15 protein-coding genes are annotated in these 16,015 nt (G+C 48.5%); 2 read left to right on the top strand and 13 right to left on the bottom strand.

The features are described 5' to 3' along the window. Nucleotides 1–4: 4 nt before the first annotated feature. On the top strand, nt 5–1,321 hold the full coding sequence (locus GSO_RS04205; RefSeq protein ID WP_010489308.1) for an ABC transporter substrate-binding protein: 1,317 nt from the start codon (nt 5–7) through the stop codon (nt 1,319–1,321). A 176-nt stretch (nt 1,322–1,497) separates the two neighbouring features. Here the strand turns inward: GSO_RS04205 and GSO_RS17710 are convergent, their stop codons facing one another. After that, nucleotides 1,498–1,674: a hypothetical protein gene (locus GSO_RS17710; RefSeq protein ID WP_155807519.1), complete on the bottom strand. Its 177-nt coding sequence runs from the start codon at nt 1,672–1,674 to the stop codon at nt 1,498–1,500. Nucleotides 1,675–1,874: 200 nt separating this feature from the next. Here GSO_RS17710 and GSO_RS04215 point away from each other — a divergent pair, with 200 nt between their 5' ends. Next, entirely contained in the window at nt 1,875–3,125 is a 1,251-nt protein-coding gene (locus GSO_RS04215) for an MBL fold metallo-hydrolase (protein WP_010489310.1), read from the top strand. A gap of 42 nt (nt 3,126–3,167) precedes the next feature. Here GSO_RS04215 and GSO_RS04220 read toward each other — a convergent pair whose 3' ends face one another. The 12 genes from GSO_RS04220 to GSO_RS04275 form a co-directional block, all read right to left on the bottom strand. Continuing rightward, nucleotides 3,168–3,356, bottom strand: a complete 189-nt coding sequence (locus GSO_RS04220) for a helix-turn-helix transcriptional regulator (protein WP_010489313.1) — start codon at nt 3,354–3,356, stop codon at nt 3,168–3,170. Beyond that, nucleotides 3,346–3,648 (bottom strand): hypothetical protein, encoded by a 303-nt coding sequence (locus GSO_RS04225; RefSeq protein ID WP_225358775.1) that lies wholly within the window; start codon nt 3,646–3,648, stop codon nt 3,346–3,348. The genes GSO_RS04220 and GSO_RS04225 overlap by 11 nt, the downstream gene beginning before the upstream one ends. A gap of 229 nt (nt 3,649–3,877) precedes the next feature. Then, nucleotides 3,878–4,162 carry a DUF6442 family protein gene (locus tag GSO_RS04230; protein ID WP_010489317.1) on the bottom strand — a complete coding sequence of 95 codons (285 nt, stop codon included), beginning with the start codon at nt 4,160–4,162 and terminating at the stop codon, nt 3,878–3,880. A 208-nt stretch (nt 4,163–4,370) separates the two neighbouring features. After that, nucleotides 4,371–5,033 carry a beta-phosphoglucomutase gene (gene pgmB, locus GSO_RS04235; protein ID WP_010489319.1) on the bottom strand — a complete coding sequence of 221 codons (663 nt, stop codon included), beginning with the start codon at nt 5,031–5,033 and terminating at the stop codon, nt 4,371–4,373. Further along, nucleotides 5,026–7,287 carry a glycoside hydrolase family 65 protein gene (locus GSO_RS04240; RefSeq protein WP_010489321.1) on the bottom strand — a complete coding sequence of 754 codons (2,262 nt, stop codon included), beginning with the start codon at nt 7,285–7,287 and terminating at the stop codon, nt 5,026–5,028. The genes pgmB and GSO_RS04240 overlap by 8 nt, the downstream gene beginning before the upstream one ends. A gap of 39 nt (nt 7,288–7,326) precedes the next feature. Beyond that, a complete protein-coding gene (locus GSO_RS04245; RefSeq protein ID WP_010489323.1) occupies nt 7,327–9,072 on the bottom strand; it encodes a glycoside hydrolase family 13 protein in 1,746 nt (581 codons plus the stop codon). 473 nt (nt 9,073–9,545) lie between these two features. Then, the gene (smpB, locus tag GSO_RS04250) at nt 9,546–10,019 is read right to left on the bottom strand and encodes an SsrA-binding protein SmpB (protein WP_010489326.1); all 474 of its coding nucleotides are present in this window, start codon (nt 10,017–10,019) and stop codon (nt 9,546–9,548) included. Between the two features lie 73 nt (nt 10,020–10,092). Beyond that, nucleotides 10,093–12,462: a ribonuclease R gene (gene rnr / locus GSO_RS04255; RefSeq protein WP_010489328.1), complete on the bottom strand. Its 2,370-nt coding sequence runs from the start codon at nt 12,460–12,462 to the stop codon at nt 10,093–10,095. 1 nt (nt 12,463) lies between these two features. Beyond that, entirely contained in the window at nt 12,464–13,198 is a 735-nt protein-coding gene (locus GSO_RS04260) for an alpha/beta hydrolase (RefSeq protein ID WP_010489330.1), read from the bottom strand. 237 nt (nt 13,199–13,435) lie between these two features. Next, nucleotides 13,436–13,672: a preprotein translocase subunit SecG gene (gene secG, locus GSO_RS04265; RefSeq protein WP_010489332.1), complete on the bottom strand. Its 237-nt coding sequence runs from the start codon at nt 13,670–13,672 to the stop codon at nt 13,436–13,438. Between the two features lie 164 nt (nt 13,673–13,836). Continuing rightward, a complete protein-coding gene (locus tag GSO_RS04270; protein WP_010489334.1) occupies nt 13,837–14,268 on the bottom strand; it encodes a hypothetical protein in 432 nt (143 codons plus the stop codon). 42 nt (nt 14,269–14,310) lie between these two features. After that, nucleotides 14,311–15,891, bottom strand: a complete 1,581-nt coding sequence (locus GSO_RS04275; protein ID WP_010489335.1) for a ClC family H(+)/Cl(-) exchange transporter — start codon at nt 15,889–15,891, stop codon at nt 14,311–14,313. Between the last annotated feature and the right edge of the window lie 124 nt (nt 15,892–16,015).

Consider the following 16,015-nt stretch of genomic DNA (forward strand, 5'->3'; position numbering starts at 1 on the left):
CAAAATGAAAAAGCAAAATTGGGTAAAACGAGTCTTACTTGCAATGCTGACGATCACACTGGTTGCTGTCTTGACCGCGTGTGGTAGCAACAGCAGCAGCAAATCCAGTTCCACGACTAAGAGCGATTCAGGCAAACGTGTCACCATCACCTTCTGGCATGGCATGAACGGTCCTTACCAAAAAGCCATCAACCAGATCATTACCGATTTCAACAAGAGTCAAAAGCAATACAAGGTAGTCGGAACCGCGCAAGGTAACTACACGGCTCTGCAGCAAAAGATCATGGCTGCTGCTAAGTCACGTAACTTGCCAACCATTGCTCAGACCACTTACACGACCGTTCCTGATTACGTTAAAAACGGGTTTATCACCCCACTCGATCAGTACATGCTGAAGGGTGACAACAAGATGAGTGCCAGCGACTTGAAGGATATTTATCCAGCCTTCCTGTCAAGCTCGAAGTATCAAGGCAAGTACTACAGTGTACCTTTCTCCAAATCAACCCGAATCCTTTTCTATAATGAAGCACTGATGAAGAAGTACAACATCGACAAGCCTAAGAGTTGGGAAGACATCAAAAAAGATGCCGACAAGCTGAAGGCTGATGGCGTTACCGCGATTGGTTTTGACAAGAGTTTCGATATGGAATTCGAAGGTCTCGCCCGTCAAGCCGGCAATCCGCTCATTTCCGCCAAGCCGTTGAAAGCCAACCTGGATACCAAGAAGACCATCACTGCAGCCAACTTCATCATGGACATGGTTAACAATGGTGAAGCCAAAACTGCAGGTGAAGATATTTACGGCGACAAGAACTTCACTTCCGGCAAGACCCTCTTCTATGCCGGTTCAAGTGCCGGGATCACGAACATGAAGCAAAATGCACCTAAAGACTTCAAGTGGGGCACCATGCCGCTGCCAAGCTACAAAGGCAAGAAAGCGACCGAACTCGCCGGTAACGATATCGTCCTCTTCAAGTCTGCTTCAGCCGACCAGCAAAAAGGTGCTTGGGCATTCATGAAGTTCCTGCTATCTGAAAAGGAAACTTCCAAGTGGGCCCAGTTGACCGGTTATGTTCCACTGCGTAAGTCCGCGGTTCAATCTGCTGACTTCAAGAAGTATCTGAACGAAAACGAAACCAGCAAGGCTGCGGTTGATTCCCTCGGCTTCGGCTTCCAGTCCACGGCATTCATCGGCTTCTCGGAATATCGTAACGATCTTCTGAACGCCGTTGATGCCATGCTGACGAAACACGAAAAGCCGGAACAGGCATTAAAGACCCTGCAAGGCCAAGCTGAAACCATTATCAAGACAAACAAGTAATCGCGCGAATCATTCACGCGGATGATTTAAACAATGCCTTGTTTAAAATAGCGTCGGACATGATCGACCCCAGAGATGCACCGCGTCTCTGGGGTCGATTTGTTTAAAAGCGATATTTGTTTAATATGGCTGATTTTGATAGCACGAATAATGCTCAGTTTCAAATTTTGACCGGCTTACAGTTCGTCGTCGTGATTCGCCCTAATAAAGATAAACCAGCCTAAATAGGCGAAGAAAGCCAATGCCACTCCACCAACAAGGAACACATGCTTGATGACTATCAATAGAATACAAGGAAGAACCACAAGAATGGCATAAAGAATTCCGAGAAATATTTTTCTAACTTTGTCCAAGGCTAGACCCTCCTCACAACTTTTACAGATCCATAAACATGAACACCCCAGTTGATCAACGTCCACTCTGACTTTGTCGGGTACTCAAAATACGATAACTACCACAATTCAAAAGCGAAAATTCTTTATTTGCTTTTCAAGCATCTGCGGAGTATGATCTAATGTTCTCAAAATATTGACGAGACATTGGAGGAAATCACGTGACTACGATTCGCTTTTTAAATGGCTTAAATACCATTGGCGGTAATATTGTCGAATTCGCCACTAAAACCAGCCGGGTCATTATGGACTTTGGGGTGGCAGCTGATTTAAGTCAAGAAACTGTAGCCTCGGCCCTTGAGCAAGGAAAACTGCCGCATGTGCCGGAACTCTTTTTCAATCAACCTGATCATTTTTCCGACGAAGCGATTTTTATCTCACATCTGCATATTGACCACATGGGTGCTTTGCAGTATTTGCAAAAGGACATCCCGATCTATCTTTCGGAACCATCCTACCGCCTCTATCGACTGCTCATTCAGTTAGGTATCGAAAAACCGGTTGCAAACCTGCATCCCCTCGCCTTTGAAACCTCGCTTGCGGTTGGCGATCTGACGGTCACTGGGTTTCATAGCGATCACGACGAGCCGGGTGTGATGGCGTTGCTGGTTGATGACGGTTCGCGCCGTTTTGCGCATTCAGGCGATGTCCGGCTCAACGGCCCGCATGCTGATCGGGTTCACGCATGGGCCAATCGCTTTAAGGAGGAAAAAGTGAGTCTTTTGATGCTGGAAGGCACCAGCTTTTCGTTTGACACGCCGATTCCTGCTGAGGATCAGAATCATCCCAGTGTGCCATTGACGGAAATGAGCCTGCAGACCAAGTTTCAGCAATTATTGGCGGATAGCTCTCAACTTGTGGTCATCAACCCTTACAATCGCAATTACGAGCGCTTAGCGGCGTTCCAAGCCTCGGCTCATGTCAATCATGTCAATGGTCGGCAAATGGTTTGGGAGCCAAATGAAGCTGCCATTTTAACAACCATGACCGGCACGCAACCCGATGCCATTCTCGGCCAAACGATCCAGCTGACTGACATTGCCCAGCAACCGCAACGCTACGTTCTTCAAAACAGCTTTGCAAATCTGGCCTCACTAGCAAACTTACCGATCAGCGCGTACGTCCACAGCAACGGCGAGCCACTGGGCGACTATGATCCCCGTTTCGCCCAGCTAAAAGATTGGCTAGCTGACCACAAGATGCCATTAGTGTTCATGAACGCCTCAGGACACGCGGCTCGTGAAGATCTGATTGAATTGGTCAAGGAAGTCAACCCCCGTGTCGTCGTGCCGTGGCACAGCTTCCATCCCGAACGCGAAGCTGACGCGATTGATGCCCAGACAAATGCCGATGTTCTATTGCCGGAAAAAGATTTGTATTACGATTTCAATCCTTTAACTGAAGAAGAATAGTTAGCAAAAAACAGGTTGCAAAGTGTCCTTGCAGCCTGTTTTTTAATGCTGGAATAGATCATCTACCGTTGTCTGTAGCTGCTTGGCTAAAGCAAAGGCTAAGGAAAGTGTTGGGTCATATTTATTGTTTTCAATGGCGTTAATGGTTTGGCGTGTGACGTTAACAGCATCGGCCAATTCCTGCTGGGTCAGATTTTGCCGGGTTCGAAGGGTGCGGATTTTATTTTCCATGGAACATCAAGGCGACCAAGCCAAAAATGAACACGATCGCTGTTAACACAATACTCATATATAAAATTCGACCTGGTTCTTTATCGGTTTTGTCAGCCTTATGCTTGAACCATTCGTAACCGCCCCACTGAATTACAACTGAGGTAATGATTACAAGTGAGATAAATGATGTCTCAGCGTCGTTTGTGTTGTTTGTCAACTGGACAAGATCGTAGATTGCCAATACAGTCAAAAGGAACACATAGGCGTATCCAGTTGATCTCTCCAAAAATTTGTGCTCCATTTCATCCATCTTTCTCAAGGAAGCCACCCCCTTAATGTCAAATCCTTTTTACATTCCAATTATATACCACCCAAAACAGATGTCAAAAGTTTTTGACTTTGTGACAGTCTAGCTTGTGTCTATAGACTAGCCGGCAAACTTTCAAAGATTTTGATTGTGTTTGATCCACTAATCCCTATTTTCAAGACAAAAAGCAGACAATGTCGGATTCCTTCAAAAAATACGAACTTTGCTTTTCTTAAAACATCAAGGCAATTAAGCCAAGGGTGAATATAATTGTCACTAACCCAATTGTTATATATAAAAATCGACTCGGTTCTTTATCGGTTCGATCCACTCGATACTTGAACCACTGATAGCTGGCAGACTGAACAACGCCCACAATGACTACGACAAAAAAGTCAAAATTCCACTGGCCAGTTTTGATTCGTTGAAAAATCGCGCTTGTGAGCAACATCAGAAGCATCATGGTGTATCCAACTTTGATCGTTTGATCATTGAATTTATGTTCCATTTCATCCATTTTTCTCAAGGAAATCGCCCTCTTAATGTCAAACCTTTTTTACATTACAATTATATGCCAGTTAGACCAGATATCAAAAGCTTTTGACTTTCAATATAAGCCATTTAATGATTCCCGCAGCATTTAAACCAGTCACCCACTAACGCCAATTAAAAAAGAACCAGTCACTGACCGATCCTTTCTTTTTGTAAAACTCTTATTACGCTGATTACCGCCGTTCAAACGCCGCCACAATGCGATCGTAATCCAGCTGTTCCGTCGTCGACACGCGATAGTCAGCCGCGGCCAACTTTTCCGCATCCCCAATGCCCACCGAAAACTGGCCGGCCGCCTTGATCGCCGCAATGCCAATCGGTGCATCTTCAAAACTGATGACCTCAGCGGCTTGCAATTGCAACAACTGCTGGGCCTTCATATAAATTTCCGGATCGGGTTTGCCATGATGAAGGCTGCTCGGGTCAACAATGGCATCGAACTGTGAAGCCAAACCCAATCGCTGTAAAATCATCGGGGCATTTTTAGATGCCGAAGCTATTGCCATTTTCAAGCGGTGTTGCTTGGCCTTTTCCAGTAGCAACGGGATTCCTGGTAAGATATCCGCGGAGGTGATGGACGCAACTAATGCTCGGTAGCGCCGGTTTTTCTCCTCAGCTAGCGCCACCTTTTGCGCCTCATCATAGTTCTGCTCCTGATGGCCATACTGCAAAATAAGTTCCAGCGAGTCCATGCGCGCACGGCCGCGTAACGCCGCATCAGCTTCAGGCGGCAAGTGAATACCCAACTGCTCGGCTAATTCGTGCCACGCCGTTAAGTGGTACTTCGCCGTGTCGGTTAAAACACCGTCTAAATCAAAAATAAAACCTTTAAGCATGGCCATCCTCCACTTCCAAGTGCACCGGTTTGCCATCAATTGCCATATCCAACGCCGGCCCCGCCAACAGTGAGACAGTGACCGTTTGCCCGACATCAACGGCTAATAGGCGCCCGCGATAGTTGAGTTTGAACTGATATCGGCGCCAATTTTTCGGTAATTGGGGGTGAAACCGCAGCTGATCATGATCGTAGCGCATGCCGGCGAATCCTTGCACAATCGCCAACCAGCTGCCACTCATGGACGTGATGTGTAGACCGTCTTGCGTATCGTGATTGTAATCATCCAGATCCAACCGAGCAGTGCGGGCGTAAAGTTCAGTTGCCTTATCGATTTTGCCGAGCTCAGCTGCCAACACTGCATGGATGGATGGACTCAGCGAACTTTCGTGGACCGTCAGCGGCTCATAAAAGTCAAAGTTGCGTTCTTTTTCCGCCTTGGTGAAGCGATCATTCAAGAAGTACAAGCCTTGTAACACATCGGCCTGTTTGATGAACGGCGAGCGCAAAATGCGGTCCCATGACCAATGCTGGTTAATCGGCCGCTGATCTACCGGAATCGTGCTGGCAGGCCGCAAATCCTTATCCAGGAAGTTGTCCTGTTGCACAAAAATGCCTAATTGATCATCGGTTGGATAATACATATGGTCGATAATCGCCTGCCAATGCTGCTTTTCCTGATCAGTCACGGCAAGGGCAGTCACGACATCAGCGTCGCCTTTTGCCAATCGTTCTAAGGTATACTGCAACTCCCACACGGCCATGGTATTGGTGTACCAGTTGTTATTCACGTTATTTTCATACTCGTTGGGGCCGGTCACGCCATGGATCATGTATTGTTGGGTGCGCTGGCTAAAATGAACCCGATCCGCCCAAAAGCGCGCGGTCCCCACCAACACTTCCAGCCCATCATGCTTCACATAACTTTCGTCGCCGGTATAAGCCGTATATTGATAAATGGCAAATGCAATAGCGGCGTTGCGGTGAATCTCTTCAAACGTAATTTCCCATTCGTTGTGACATTCAATGCCGTTAAAGGTAACCATTGGATAGAGCGCGCCGGCCAAGCCTTGTTGCCGGGCGTTGTGAAACGCCCCCGGCAACTGGTCATGCCGATATTGCAGCAATGCCCGCGTCACTTCCGGCGGGGTCACAGCCAGGTACATTGGTACGATAAATGCCTCCGTGTCCCAATACGTCGCCCCGCCGTACTTTTCGCCGGTAAATCCCTTTGGCCCGATGTTAAGTCGCTTGTCTTCGCCGTAATAAGTCATAAACAGCTGGGCAATATTAAACCGAATGCCTTGTTGGGCAGCCGGATCGCCTTCGATCACCACATCGCTTTTAGCCCAGCGCTGCTCCCAGCGATCGGTATGCGCTGCCAAATGAGCTGCGAAGCTTTGAGCAGTTACTCGCTTCATCAGCTGAGCCGCTGTCGTTGCTTGGGCCGCCGGTGCAACATCACGGCTGGTGACCACAATCGCGTCTTTTTCCAGTTGATAGCTCTGGCCTTCCGCTAACTGCACCGTCACCTGCTCATGTAATTGACCGCTTGTTGTGGCGACCTGACCATTCACTGGCTGATCATTCACGCGCAACTGTTGTTTGAGCAAAACAGTAAACTGCGGCACCCCGTAAGGATTAGGTTTGGTTTGCAGCTGAATACTTTTGGCCGCCGCATCTTCATGCAATGGCACCCAAAAGCGCTCATCATAATTACTGTCTTCGTTCGTGACCTGACCATCCAACGAGGCATCAAACGTCACCGCGGCATGCCCACGCAGCACCGTCGCCTTGACGCTGACAAACGCCGCTTCTTTAATGGTTTGACTTAAAAATCGGGCAAACTCAAACCGCACTTCAACCCCATCACCCAGGTAAACAAATCGCCGCGTCAGCAATCCCTGGTGCAAATCCAGCGCCAGATAAAAATCACGGTACCGACTCGTTGCCAAATCCACCTGCTCGCCATTGACCGTAATCCCGATCCCCAGAAAACTCGGCGCATTAATCACCTTGCCAAAATATTCAGGATAGCCGATTTTCCACCAGCCAACCCGGGTCTTATCTGGAAACCAGACACCGCCTAAGTAAGTACCCTGAAGTGAATCGCCGCTATAGCCTTCTTCAAAGTTACCACGAAGGCCCATATAGCCATTGCCGACCGCCGTGATACTTTCCTGCAACCGCCGATCAGCCTTATCCAAATGATGCGTGGCAACCAGCCAAGGATCAACTTCAAATAATCGTTTCAAAATTACACCTCTTTAAAAATGCGCATAAGTCAACCTTCATCAACCCAAGCTAACCATGAATCCTTTAGGCGCCAACTGACCATCCACAAATCCTTGCGCGAAACCAGCTCCCCTGTTGACGGCGACTGGATGCTCCGTGGTATTAAAGTAGCCCGTCAGCATCTCGTGTCCCTGCCGAACCACTTTAATCAAGCCGGTGTCAGTAACACTTAACCTTGTCGTACCAGTTCCAAGCGTGGTTGCATGCTGACGGCGAAAATGAACCAGTGCGGCTACCCTTTTCCAAATCGGCTGACCCAGTTTCGCCCAATCCATCGGCTTCCGGTTATCCGGATCGGCCCCGCCGGACATGCCCATTTCGGTTCCATAATAAAGGCAAGGGCTGCCGGTTTGCATCCACGTGAATGCCAACGCCTGCAACGCCAAGTCTTCATCCCCATGTGCCAACGTCAAAATCCGCGGCGTATCATGGGAATCCAACATGTTCAGCATTACCTGATTGGTTTGATCCCGATACAGCATCAATTGATCCGTCAACAAGGCAACCATTTCCGCTGCTGTCCGGCGCCGCTTGAAAAAGTGATCCTCAATCTGCTGCGTAAAAGGATAATTCATCGTCCCTGAAAACTCATCACCGTTTAACCATGCCTGACTACGATGCCACACCTCACCCAGCACATAAAAATCCGGTTTGATCGTTGTAACCGCCTGATAGAACTTTTTCCAAAAATGATGATCCACTTCATTGGCAACATCCAAGCGCCAGGCGTCAATATCAAACGTTTTGATCCAGTACGTTGCGACCATCAACAAATAATCCTGTACTTCCGGGTTGGCCGTGTTCAATTTGGGCATTTTTTCCTCAAAAGCAAACGTATCGTATTGCGGTTGGCCTTCACCTTTTAGCGGATTATGAAAAGGCATCACCGGGGTTTGATGCAAATGAAACCATGACGCAAAGCGAGACTTTTCGCCATTGCGCAACACGTCTTGCCACTGCAGACTGCCATAACCCATGTGATTAAACACCGCATCCAGCATCACCCGCATGCCGCGTTGATGCGCCGCGTGAATCAATTTAGCCAACAACGTCTTATCGCCAAACGCAGGATCCACATTCAGGTAGTCGATCGTGTCATATTTGTGATTCGAAGTAGCAGTAAAAATCGGGCAAAAATATAACCCGTTGATACCCAAGGCCTGTAAATCATCAAGATGATCCAGCACCCCTTGCAAATCACCGCCATAAAAATCTTCACGTCCAGGATGATCCGTCGGGTGCCATGGTTTGGTACCAGCTGGATCGTTACTAGGATCGCCATTGGCAAACCGCTCAGGAAAAATCTGATACCACACCGTCGTTTTCACCCAGTCAGGCGTCTTGACACGATCAATCGCCTGAAAATAAGGCATCCGAAAATAGTTTTCGGCCTCATGCCGTGCGTCCGCACTATTTTGGCGCAGGCCACGATCACCGTACAGCCAAACCTTGCCATCCTGGCCAGTCACTTCAAACAAGTATTGCAGTCGACGATAAGGCGCCTCCAGCGTCACGCCCCAATGGTCCAACACTTGCCCGGTGCCTATGAGCGTCATTGTTTGGCGCTGATAGACGAGCTGATCATCGCCATGGGCATCGGGAATGCGCCAATACGGATCGCCATACAGAACCGTCACCTTTGCGACATCCTGGCGGGCAGTATGAAAACGCAGATGAAGCGTCTTATCCGTGTATAAAAAGCTATCTTCACTTTCCGGTCGATGCGCTAAAGCCGCCAAATTCATGACGCAACCCCTCCTTGAACTGACTCCTGTGTTAAAAATTCACCGCACTGGTTTGAGCCATACGATTTGATATCTATACGGCGATCATACAGCCTTCACGCAGCACACTCAATCAATCCGCATGCTGTTTTACCTTTTGCTGTCCCTGATCATCGCAAAAAGCTTAGGCAGTAAGTTCCGAGTCGTGCCAAACTCCGCAATCTCCGGCCAGCTGCGGCTGGAACGCAGTGGGCACGACTTCGAGCCCGCAAAGTACGCGGTCTCGAAGCTCGGCCTCATTGTAGGCGGTAAACCGCCAACAATGATTTCACTGCTGAGCCCCATCTGGCCTACGATTGCTCCGCCTTGGCACTCATATCTTGAATAACTCAGGAAAATAAAAAGAGTGAACACACTCATTGCCGAGTATGTTCACTTCTTTATTGTGGCTGTGAATTATGACCCAGCCTCTATTTTTTAGTGTATGCATTCAATTAATAACGAGCTTTCAGGGCACGTTGGACCTCACGTTCTTGATCTTTACGCTTCAGAGTTTCACGTTTGTCATAGTTGTGTTTCCCTTCAGCGACGCCTATCAGCACTTTCGCATAACCATGTTTCAGATACATCCGCAATGGCACAAGCGTCACGCCTTGGCGCGCTGTCAATTGGCCAAGCTTGCGAATCTCTTTCTTATGCAGCAGCAGCTTGCGATTGCGCATCGGATCAACATTAAACAAGTTGCCTTCCTTGTAGGGGCTGATATGCACATTTTCAAGCCATGCTTCATTATTACGAATACGGGCAAAACCATCCCGCAAATTGATCTTACCATCCCGCACAGACTTAATTTCGGTTCCCGTCAGTGCAACACCAGCTTCATAGGTATCAAGAATGTTGTAATCATGTCCGGCTTTTTTATTCTGGGCGAGCAGGTTATCAGGTTTTTGTCGATGTTTCTTAGCCATTAAACCATATCCCTCCTTTGTGAGCGTGAGTCAGCCCGGTTTCTGGGCTGGCGAACGCATTATCGCATCAGCCCTACTTAGCGCCACGTTTGGCGTTATAATGCTTCCCTTGATGCGGCGCCCCAGCCGGTTTACGCGGGCGTTGATTATTGCGCTGATTACGATTGCCGCCTCGGTTACCATTGCCAAAACTTGGCCGATTGCCGTTCGAGCGGCGATCGCGCCGGTCATCTTTTTTGACCAGCTTGCCTAAATCACTCGTCGGCGTCTTGTCATCCGGAATAAGTGAAAAGTCCACCTGCCGCTGATCAATATCGACGTTATCCAATTTAACGCGTAGTGACTGGCCGACACGATAAGTCCGCTTGGTACGTTCGCCGACTAAGGCCATCTGACTTTCGACAAAGGAATAATAATCGTCGCTCATCCGTGTGATATGAACCAAGCCTTCAACTGTGTTAGGTAACGCCACAAACATACCGAAGCTTGTCACCCCACTGACAACCGCATCGAACTCTTCGCCGACCTTGTCCGCCATGTATTCGGCTTTCTTCAGGTCGTCAACGGCCCGTTCGGCGTCAATACTACGCCGTTCGGCCATAGACGCTTGGGTCGCAATATCAGGCAACTTCTTATTCCACGAAGCCTGAACGTCATCACCGGCGCCTTCTGTTGCATAGTCGCGAATCAGGCGATGGACAACTAAGTCAGGATAACGCCGAATTGGACTGGTGAAATGACAGTAATACTTCGCTGCCAAGCCAAAATGTCCAAGCGGATCCGGTGAATACCGCGCCTGCTTGAGGCTCCGCAAGAGTTTTACGTTGACCATGGCTTCTTCAGGTGTCCCAGTCACATCCGTCACAACTTCCTGAAGCTGTTTTGGCGTGATTTCCTTACCTTTTTTCATGGGAACCGTAATACCGAAGCTGGCAATGAATTCCATGAATTCTTTAACCCGATCAGCGTCCGGCGTCTTGTGAACCCGGTAAAGGAATGGCAGGTGCTGCTTGTTGTAGTGTTCTGCCACGGTTTCGTTGGCTGCAAGCATGAAGGATTCAATCATGCGCTCAGAAACGCCACGCTCCCGCAACACGATATCGGTCGGGTGGCCCATATCGTCCACAATGATCTTGGCTTCATTTTCTTCAAAATCAATCGCACCGCGGGCATGCCGCATTTTATACAGAATCTGGTGCAATTCGACCATGTCTTCAAACATCGGCACGAGTTCCTGGTACTCGGCCATCACTTCCGGGTCGTGGTCAGTCACAATTTTGTTCACATTGTTGTACGTCATGCGGGCATGACTCTTGATGACACTTTGATAGATCTCGTGACTCACCACATGGCCTTCGTGGTCGATTTCCATATCACAAGACATTGCCAGACGATCAACACCCGGATTCAACGAACAAATGCCATTGGACAACCGAAATGGCAGCATTGGAATCACGCGATCGACCAAATACGTACTGGTGCCGCGGTCAAAGGCTTCCTGATCCAAGGCTGATCCTTCCGTGACATAATGCGAAACATCCGCAATGTGCACACCGAGATGGAAGTTACCATTTGGCAGTTTCCAAACGACGACCGCATCATCAAAGTCTTTACTGTCATCGCCATCAATCGTGACAACTGCCTGATCAGTGATATCTTTACGGCCAACGCGTTCTTCCGGCGTCACGTGATCCGGAATGGCATTGGTCTGATCCATCACTTCATCCGGAAATTCGGTTTTAATGTGATTTTGCAAAACCAATGACATGATGTCCACGCCAGGATCATTCTTATTCCCTAGTGTTTCCACCACCATGCCGTACATTAATTTTGGATGGTATTCAGTCGGAAATTCAGTAATCTCCGTCACTGTCATATCGCCGAGTTGTGGGATCGTCCCGGTATCCTTTACATAAACCGGATAATTCTTCAGTTTCTTTTCATGGCTGACAACCATGCCAATAAAACCGGACTTGGCCCGATCTTTATCGGAAAAAGGTTTGAACTCGCCAACTAAGGTCGTCAGGCTGCGCTGAACAACCTTGGTAATTTCGCCTTCTGCTCCGCGCGAATCGTTTGGCCGCGCTTCACGGACAATGCGAACCTCAACCGTATCGCCATCCAAGGCAAAATCCGTGTTAGTAGCTGGCACATAAACATCATCATCCAAACCTTCAACGGCAACGAAACCAAAACCTTTTTCATTACCATGGAAGACACCGGTCAAAACTTTAGGCGTGCCACCCAATGCATAACGGCCTTCATGATTGGCGTGGATCAGATTGTCATTTTCCATACCATTTAGTGCCTGTACCAGCACTTTAAAATCCGCGCCTTCATTTAATTTCAACGCGCGACTAAGTGTCTGAACCGAATAATCAATCTTCGGATTCCTGCGAAATGTTGCTAATAATTCATTACGAATATGGCCAACTGTGGTCATGCTATCCCTCGTTTTCTTGTTGCATAAATTCAATAACGTCTTGTTCTAGTGCGTGGTGAGCCGAATTGACGGTAATAACGTGCTTGGCCCCGTCGTACCAGTGAAAATCCACACGGGCCGCGTTAATCAACGCATCGCGCAATTGGTACGCCAATCGACCATCCACTAATTCGTCCTCACCGGCCTGACCAATGAAAGTCGGTTGCTTGACTAGATCCAAATCGGCCGCAACCCCCGTGGCAAACTGATCAATCGCAGCCAGTTGACCTGGCAGGTAAGCCAGAATCTGGGTACTTTCATCCGGTTTATTGGCCAAGCGATTCATATACTGGGCATATTTTAAAAATCCCGGAATCAAATGATGCTTGCCTGGCAGAATCGGCGACGAAAAAACGCCGCCAGCCGTAATGCCAGGTAATTTTTCTAAAGCTTTTACCGCAAAAATGCCACCTAACGACAGGCCAAACACAAACACGCGGGTGTACTTTGCGGTCATATGGGCAACGGCAGCACTGGCTTCTGCCCACCAGATGTCTGGATTGCCCTTCGTCAAAATGTCCATGGGCTCGATCGTTCCATGCCCGGCAAAAAGTGGCACATACACGCCATAACCCGCACGTTGTAAGGCTCGGGCCATAAAATTCATGTCATTGGGGCTGCCAGTGTACGCATGCAGTAAAACAACGCCTGTGTCGGTGCCTTCGTATTCAAAAGGTTGCGGTTTACGAAAGATCATGGTGAAATCGTCCTTTGTGGCTTTCAGTGATGTTCGACGCATGAACGCCGATTTTTAAATATTGTGCATGTTTAGCTGCCAGACTGATGCCGAAATTGTCCGTCTAGCCAAAACCTGATACAAAACCTTGGCTGCAGATCGAATACACCGCACAGAAATTTATACGCTTAAGCGGCAGTTCTAGGCAGGTTGATGCTTCTGCAAAAAAAGCCCCCTGAATGTTCCAGGAGACTTTGGTTAATGGGCTTCCAGATAGACCAGCGCGATGGCGAGGCCGAAGAAAATGACACCCAATACAACGGTGACTTTCTCCATGAAAGCTTCAAAACCGCGGGATTTGGTCTTCCCGAATAAATCGGTTGCCCCACCGGACAATGCGCTTAACGCATCCTGTTGTTTGCTTGGTTGCATTAAAGTTGCGATCACGATAAAAATCGAATCGATCACAAGTAATGTGGTCAATAAACTTTGCAAGTTGTTGCCTCCCTTGCGAAAAATCTCACTTTAGTAGTTTAGCATAAAAGCAAGGCAAAGGCGAATCTTTGCTGATTTCAGTCATCTTTTTCATCATTGCACTAAAACCAGCCAATTTCAAAGACCAGTAGGCGACTCTCCGCAATATCATGGCTGTTGAGCGATCACGCAATATGGGGCTTTTTTCTGAAAGTCCGGTACAGCATGTAGCCGCCGATCACGGCCACCAGGAACGGCATTAAATAGCTGGCCTGATCCGCCACCCCAATTGGCAACATTTGATTCAGGGCAATATTCAGACCCATCAGTACCGGATAACCTAAATACCACCAACGCATCGGTTTATCGATAATGACGCCAACGACGACAAGTGCGACCATGCCCCAATTCGCTACGAAACCCAGTAAGAACGGCACAATAAAGCTGGCAAAACCGTCACCGGAAAATGTAAGTAACCCTAGTTCGCCGCCAACCGAATAAAATAACCCAAGGAGAATGCTTGCGATTGCATACACGATGCGAAATGTTCTCATGGTGATCAAGTCCCTTCTGTTGACGATAACCCCGGCTTTGACAAGTCCATTATACATGCGCATCCAGCAAGCGCCCATCCAAAAATCGAAAAATACGTCCAAGCATCACGTTCGCGCCTTATGTGCCGTTGCTAGAGCAGCAGACAGGGCATCGATTCGTTTTTTCACCCGCACACGCTCAGCCGCATCTGTCAGCAATACCAATGTATCGCCTTCTCGAATCAACGTATCACCATGGGGAATCACTTCCCGCTCACCGCGCCGAATGCCGATCAGCAATGCCTCTTTTGGCCATGGCATGTCACGAACCAGCTTGCCGTTGAGTGAACTGCCGACAAAAACCGGAATTTCCAATCGATCAGGCCGGTGTAGCTGGGCAACGGTTTTAGGAAATGTCATTTGTTCAAGCAAGGCTTCATAAATCGGCGCCCCACCAAGCAGGTCAACCACGAGATAAGCCGTCAACGACAGCACCGCCAGCGGCATGAGGTGGGTCAGATTCCCCACCATCTCGGTCACCAATAAAATCGCGGTAAACGGCGCTTTCCCAATGCCGGCAAAGTATCCGGCCATCGAGAAGATAATCAGATTCATGATATAGACATGTGGCAACAAGCCCAGCTGATACATGACCACCCCATAAATGGCCCCGATAATCGCCCCTAACGATAAAATCGGCAAGAAAATACCGCCTGGCAACCCTGAGCCATAAGAAATCATGGAAAAAACAAAGCGAATGGCGAAAATACCCAGTAACGTCAAAAGTGGCGGTACATACTGACCAAACCCGACAATCAAGCTATTGCCGCCGCCGAGCAGATTAGGGGTAAAATAACCGACCGCAATCAATAAGATGAACGGCACGACGCCTTGCACGACCCGTGGTAAGTGGGTCAATCGTTGATACCACCGCGGCATGGATAAAAGCACCCGTTGGTATAAATAGCCTAGCAGCCCTAGAAGAATGCCTAGCAGGATCAAATGCCAGTAACTGGTAACCGGCAAACTTCGCGAATAACTCAAATGTAGCACGGGAACCAGTCCAAACACATACAGCGAGATGAAATCCGATCCAATGGCACCAGCCAGTGCAGTCAGCCAAACCAGCGGCGAGAAATTATGGTAAACCTCTTCCAACACGAACAGGGTCCCAGCAATCGGCGCATTGAAGGCAGCTGCGAGTCCGGCTGCCGATCCGGATGCAATTAGGAGACGCCGATCGGTTCCGCGCAATTTGAATCCACCAGCCAAGCCTTGACCCACAGCTGCGCCTAACTGAATCGAAGGCCCTTCACGACCCAGAAACAAACCGGGAGCAAGTGACAGCACGCCGCCAACGAACTTACGCCAAAGAATGGCCCACCAATGCATTTCCAATTCGCCGGCAAGCTGTCCTTCGACTTGAGGGATGCCTGACCCGGAAATATAGGGTTCTTGTTTTAACATTAGGGCCACAAGCGCCGCCAGCACCAGATTAAAGGCAATCAATAAGGCCCAGTGCCACCAGACAAACGGCCCCATATGTAAGTATCCGTATACCTGATGACTGGCGCGCAACCCGACTTCAATACAGTAACGAAACGCACTGACTACCGTACCGGTCATCAAGCCGACCAATAATCCTAGCAAGACAAACCGCAGGCGGGTGATATCGAATTTTTCTTTTTCCTTAATGATTCGTGCCACAACATTTCCCTCCATGCCAACATTCATTCAGTATAAACCTTAAAAGGAAACGAGAAAAATCCCATTCTTTCAAAAAATTAGGAAAAAAACACGCCACTTGTCATAAGTGACGTGCTCGTAACGA

It is taken from the genome of Lacticaseibacillus zeae DSM 20178 = KCTC 3804 (assembly GCF_000260435.1).
In the GTDB taxonomy this organism is placed as follows: domain Bacteria; phylum Bacillota; class Bacilli; order Lactobacillales; family Lactobacillaceae; genus Lacticaseibacillus; species Lacticaseibacillus zeae.

What these genes read in the sequence shown, in the direction of transcription:
- GSO_RS04205 (WP_010489308.1), top strand. Translation starts at nt 5, where the DNA reads ATGAAAAAGCAAAATTGGGTAAAACGAGTCTTACTTGCAATGCTGACG.
- GSO_RS04220 (WP_010489313.1), bottom strand. Translation starts at nt 3,356, where the DNA reads ATGGAAAATAAAATCCGCACCCTTCGAACCCGGCAAAATCTGACCCAG.
- GSO_RS04225 (WP_225358775.1), bottom strand. Translation starts at nt 3,648, where the DNA reads ATGGATGAAATGGAGCACAAATTTTTGGAGAGATCAACTGGATACGCC.
- GSO_RS04230 (WP_010489317.1), bottom strand. Translation starts at nt 4,162, where the DNA reads ATGGATGAAATGGAACATAAATTCAATGATCAAACGATCAAAGTTGGA.
- pgmB (WP_010489319.1), bottom strand. Translation starts at nt 5,033, where the DNA reads ATGCTTAAAGGTTTTATTTTTGATTTAGACGGTGTTTTAACCGACACG.
- GSO_RS04245 (WP_010489323.1), bottom strand. Translation starts at nt 9,072, where the DNA reads ATGAATTTGGCGGCTTTAGCGCATCGACCGGAAAGTGAAGATAGCTTT.
- smpB (WP_010489326.1), bottom strand. Translation starts at nt 10,019, where the DNA reads ATGGCTAAGAAACATCGACAAAAACCTGATAACCTGCTCGCCCAGAAT.
- rnr (WP_010489328.1), bottom strand. Translation starts at nt 12,462, where the DNA reads ATGACCACAGTTGGCCATATTCGTAATGAATTATTAGCAACATTTCGC.
- GSO_RS04260 (WP_010489330.1), bottom strand. Translation starts at nt 13,198, where the DNA reads ATGATCTTTCGTAAACCGCAACCTTTTGAATACGAAGGCACCGACACA.
- GSO_RS04270 (WP_010489334.1), bottom strand. Translation starts at nt 14,268, where the DNA reads ATGCGCATGTATAATGGACTTGTCAAAGCCGGGGTTATCGTCAACAGA.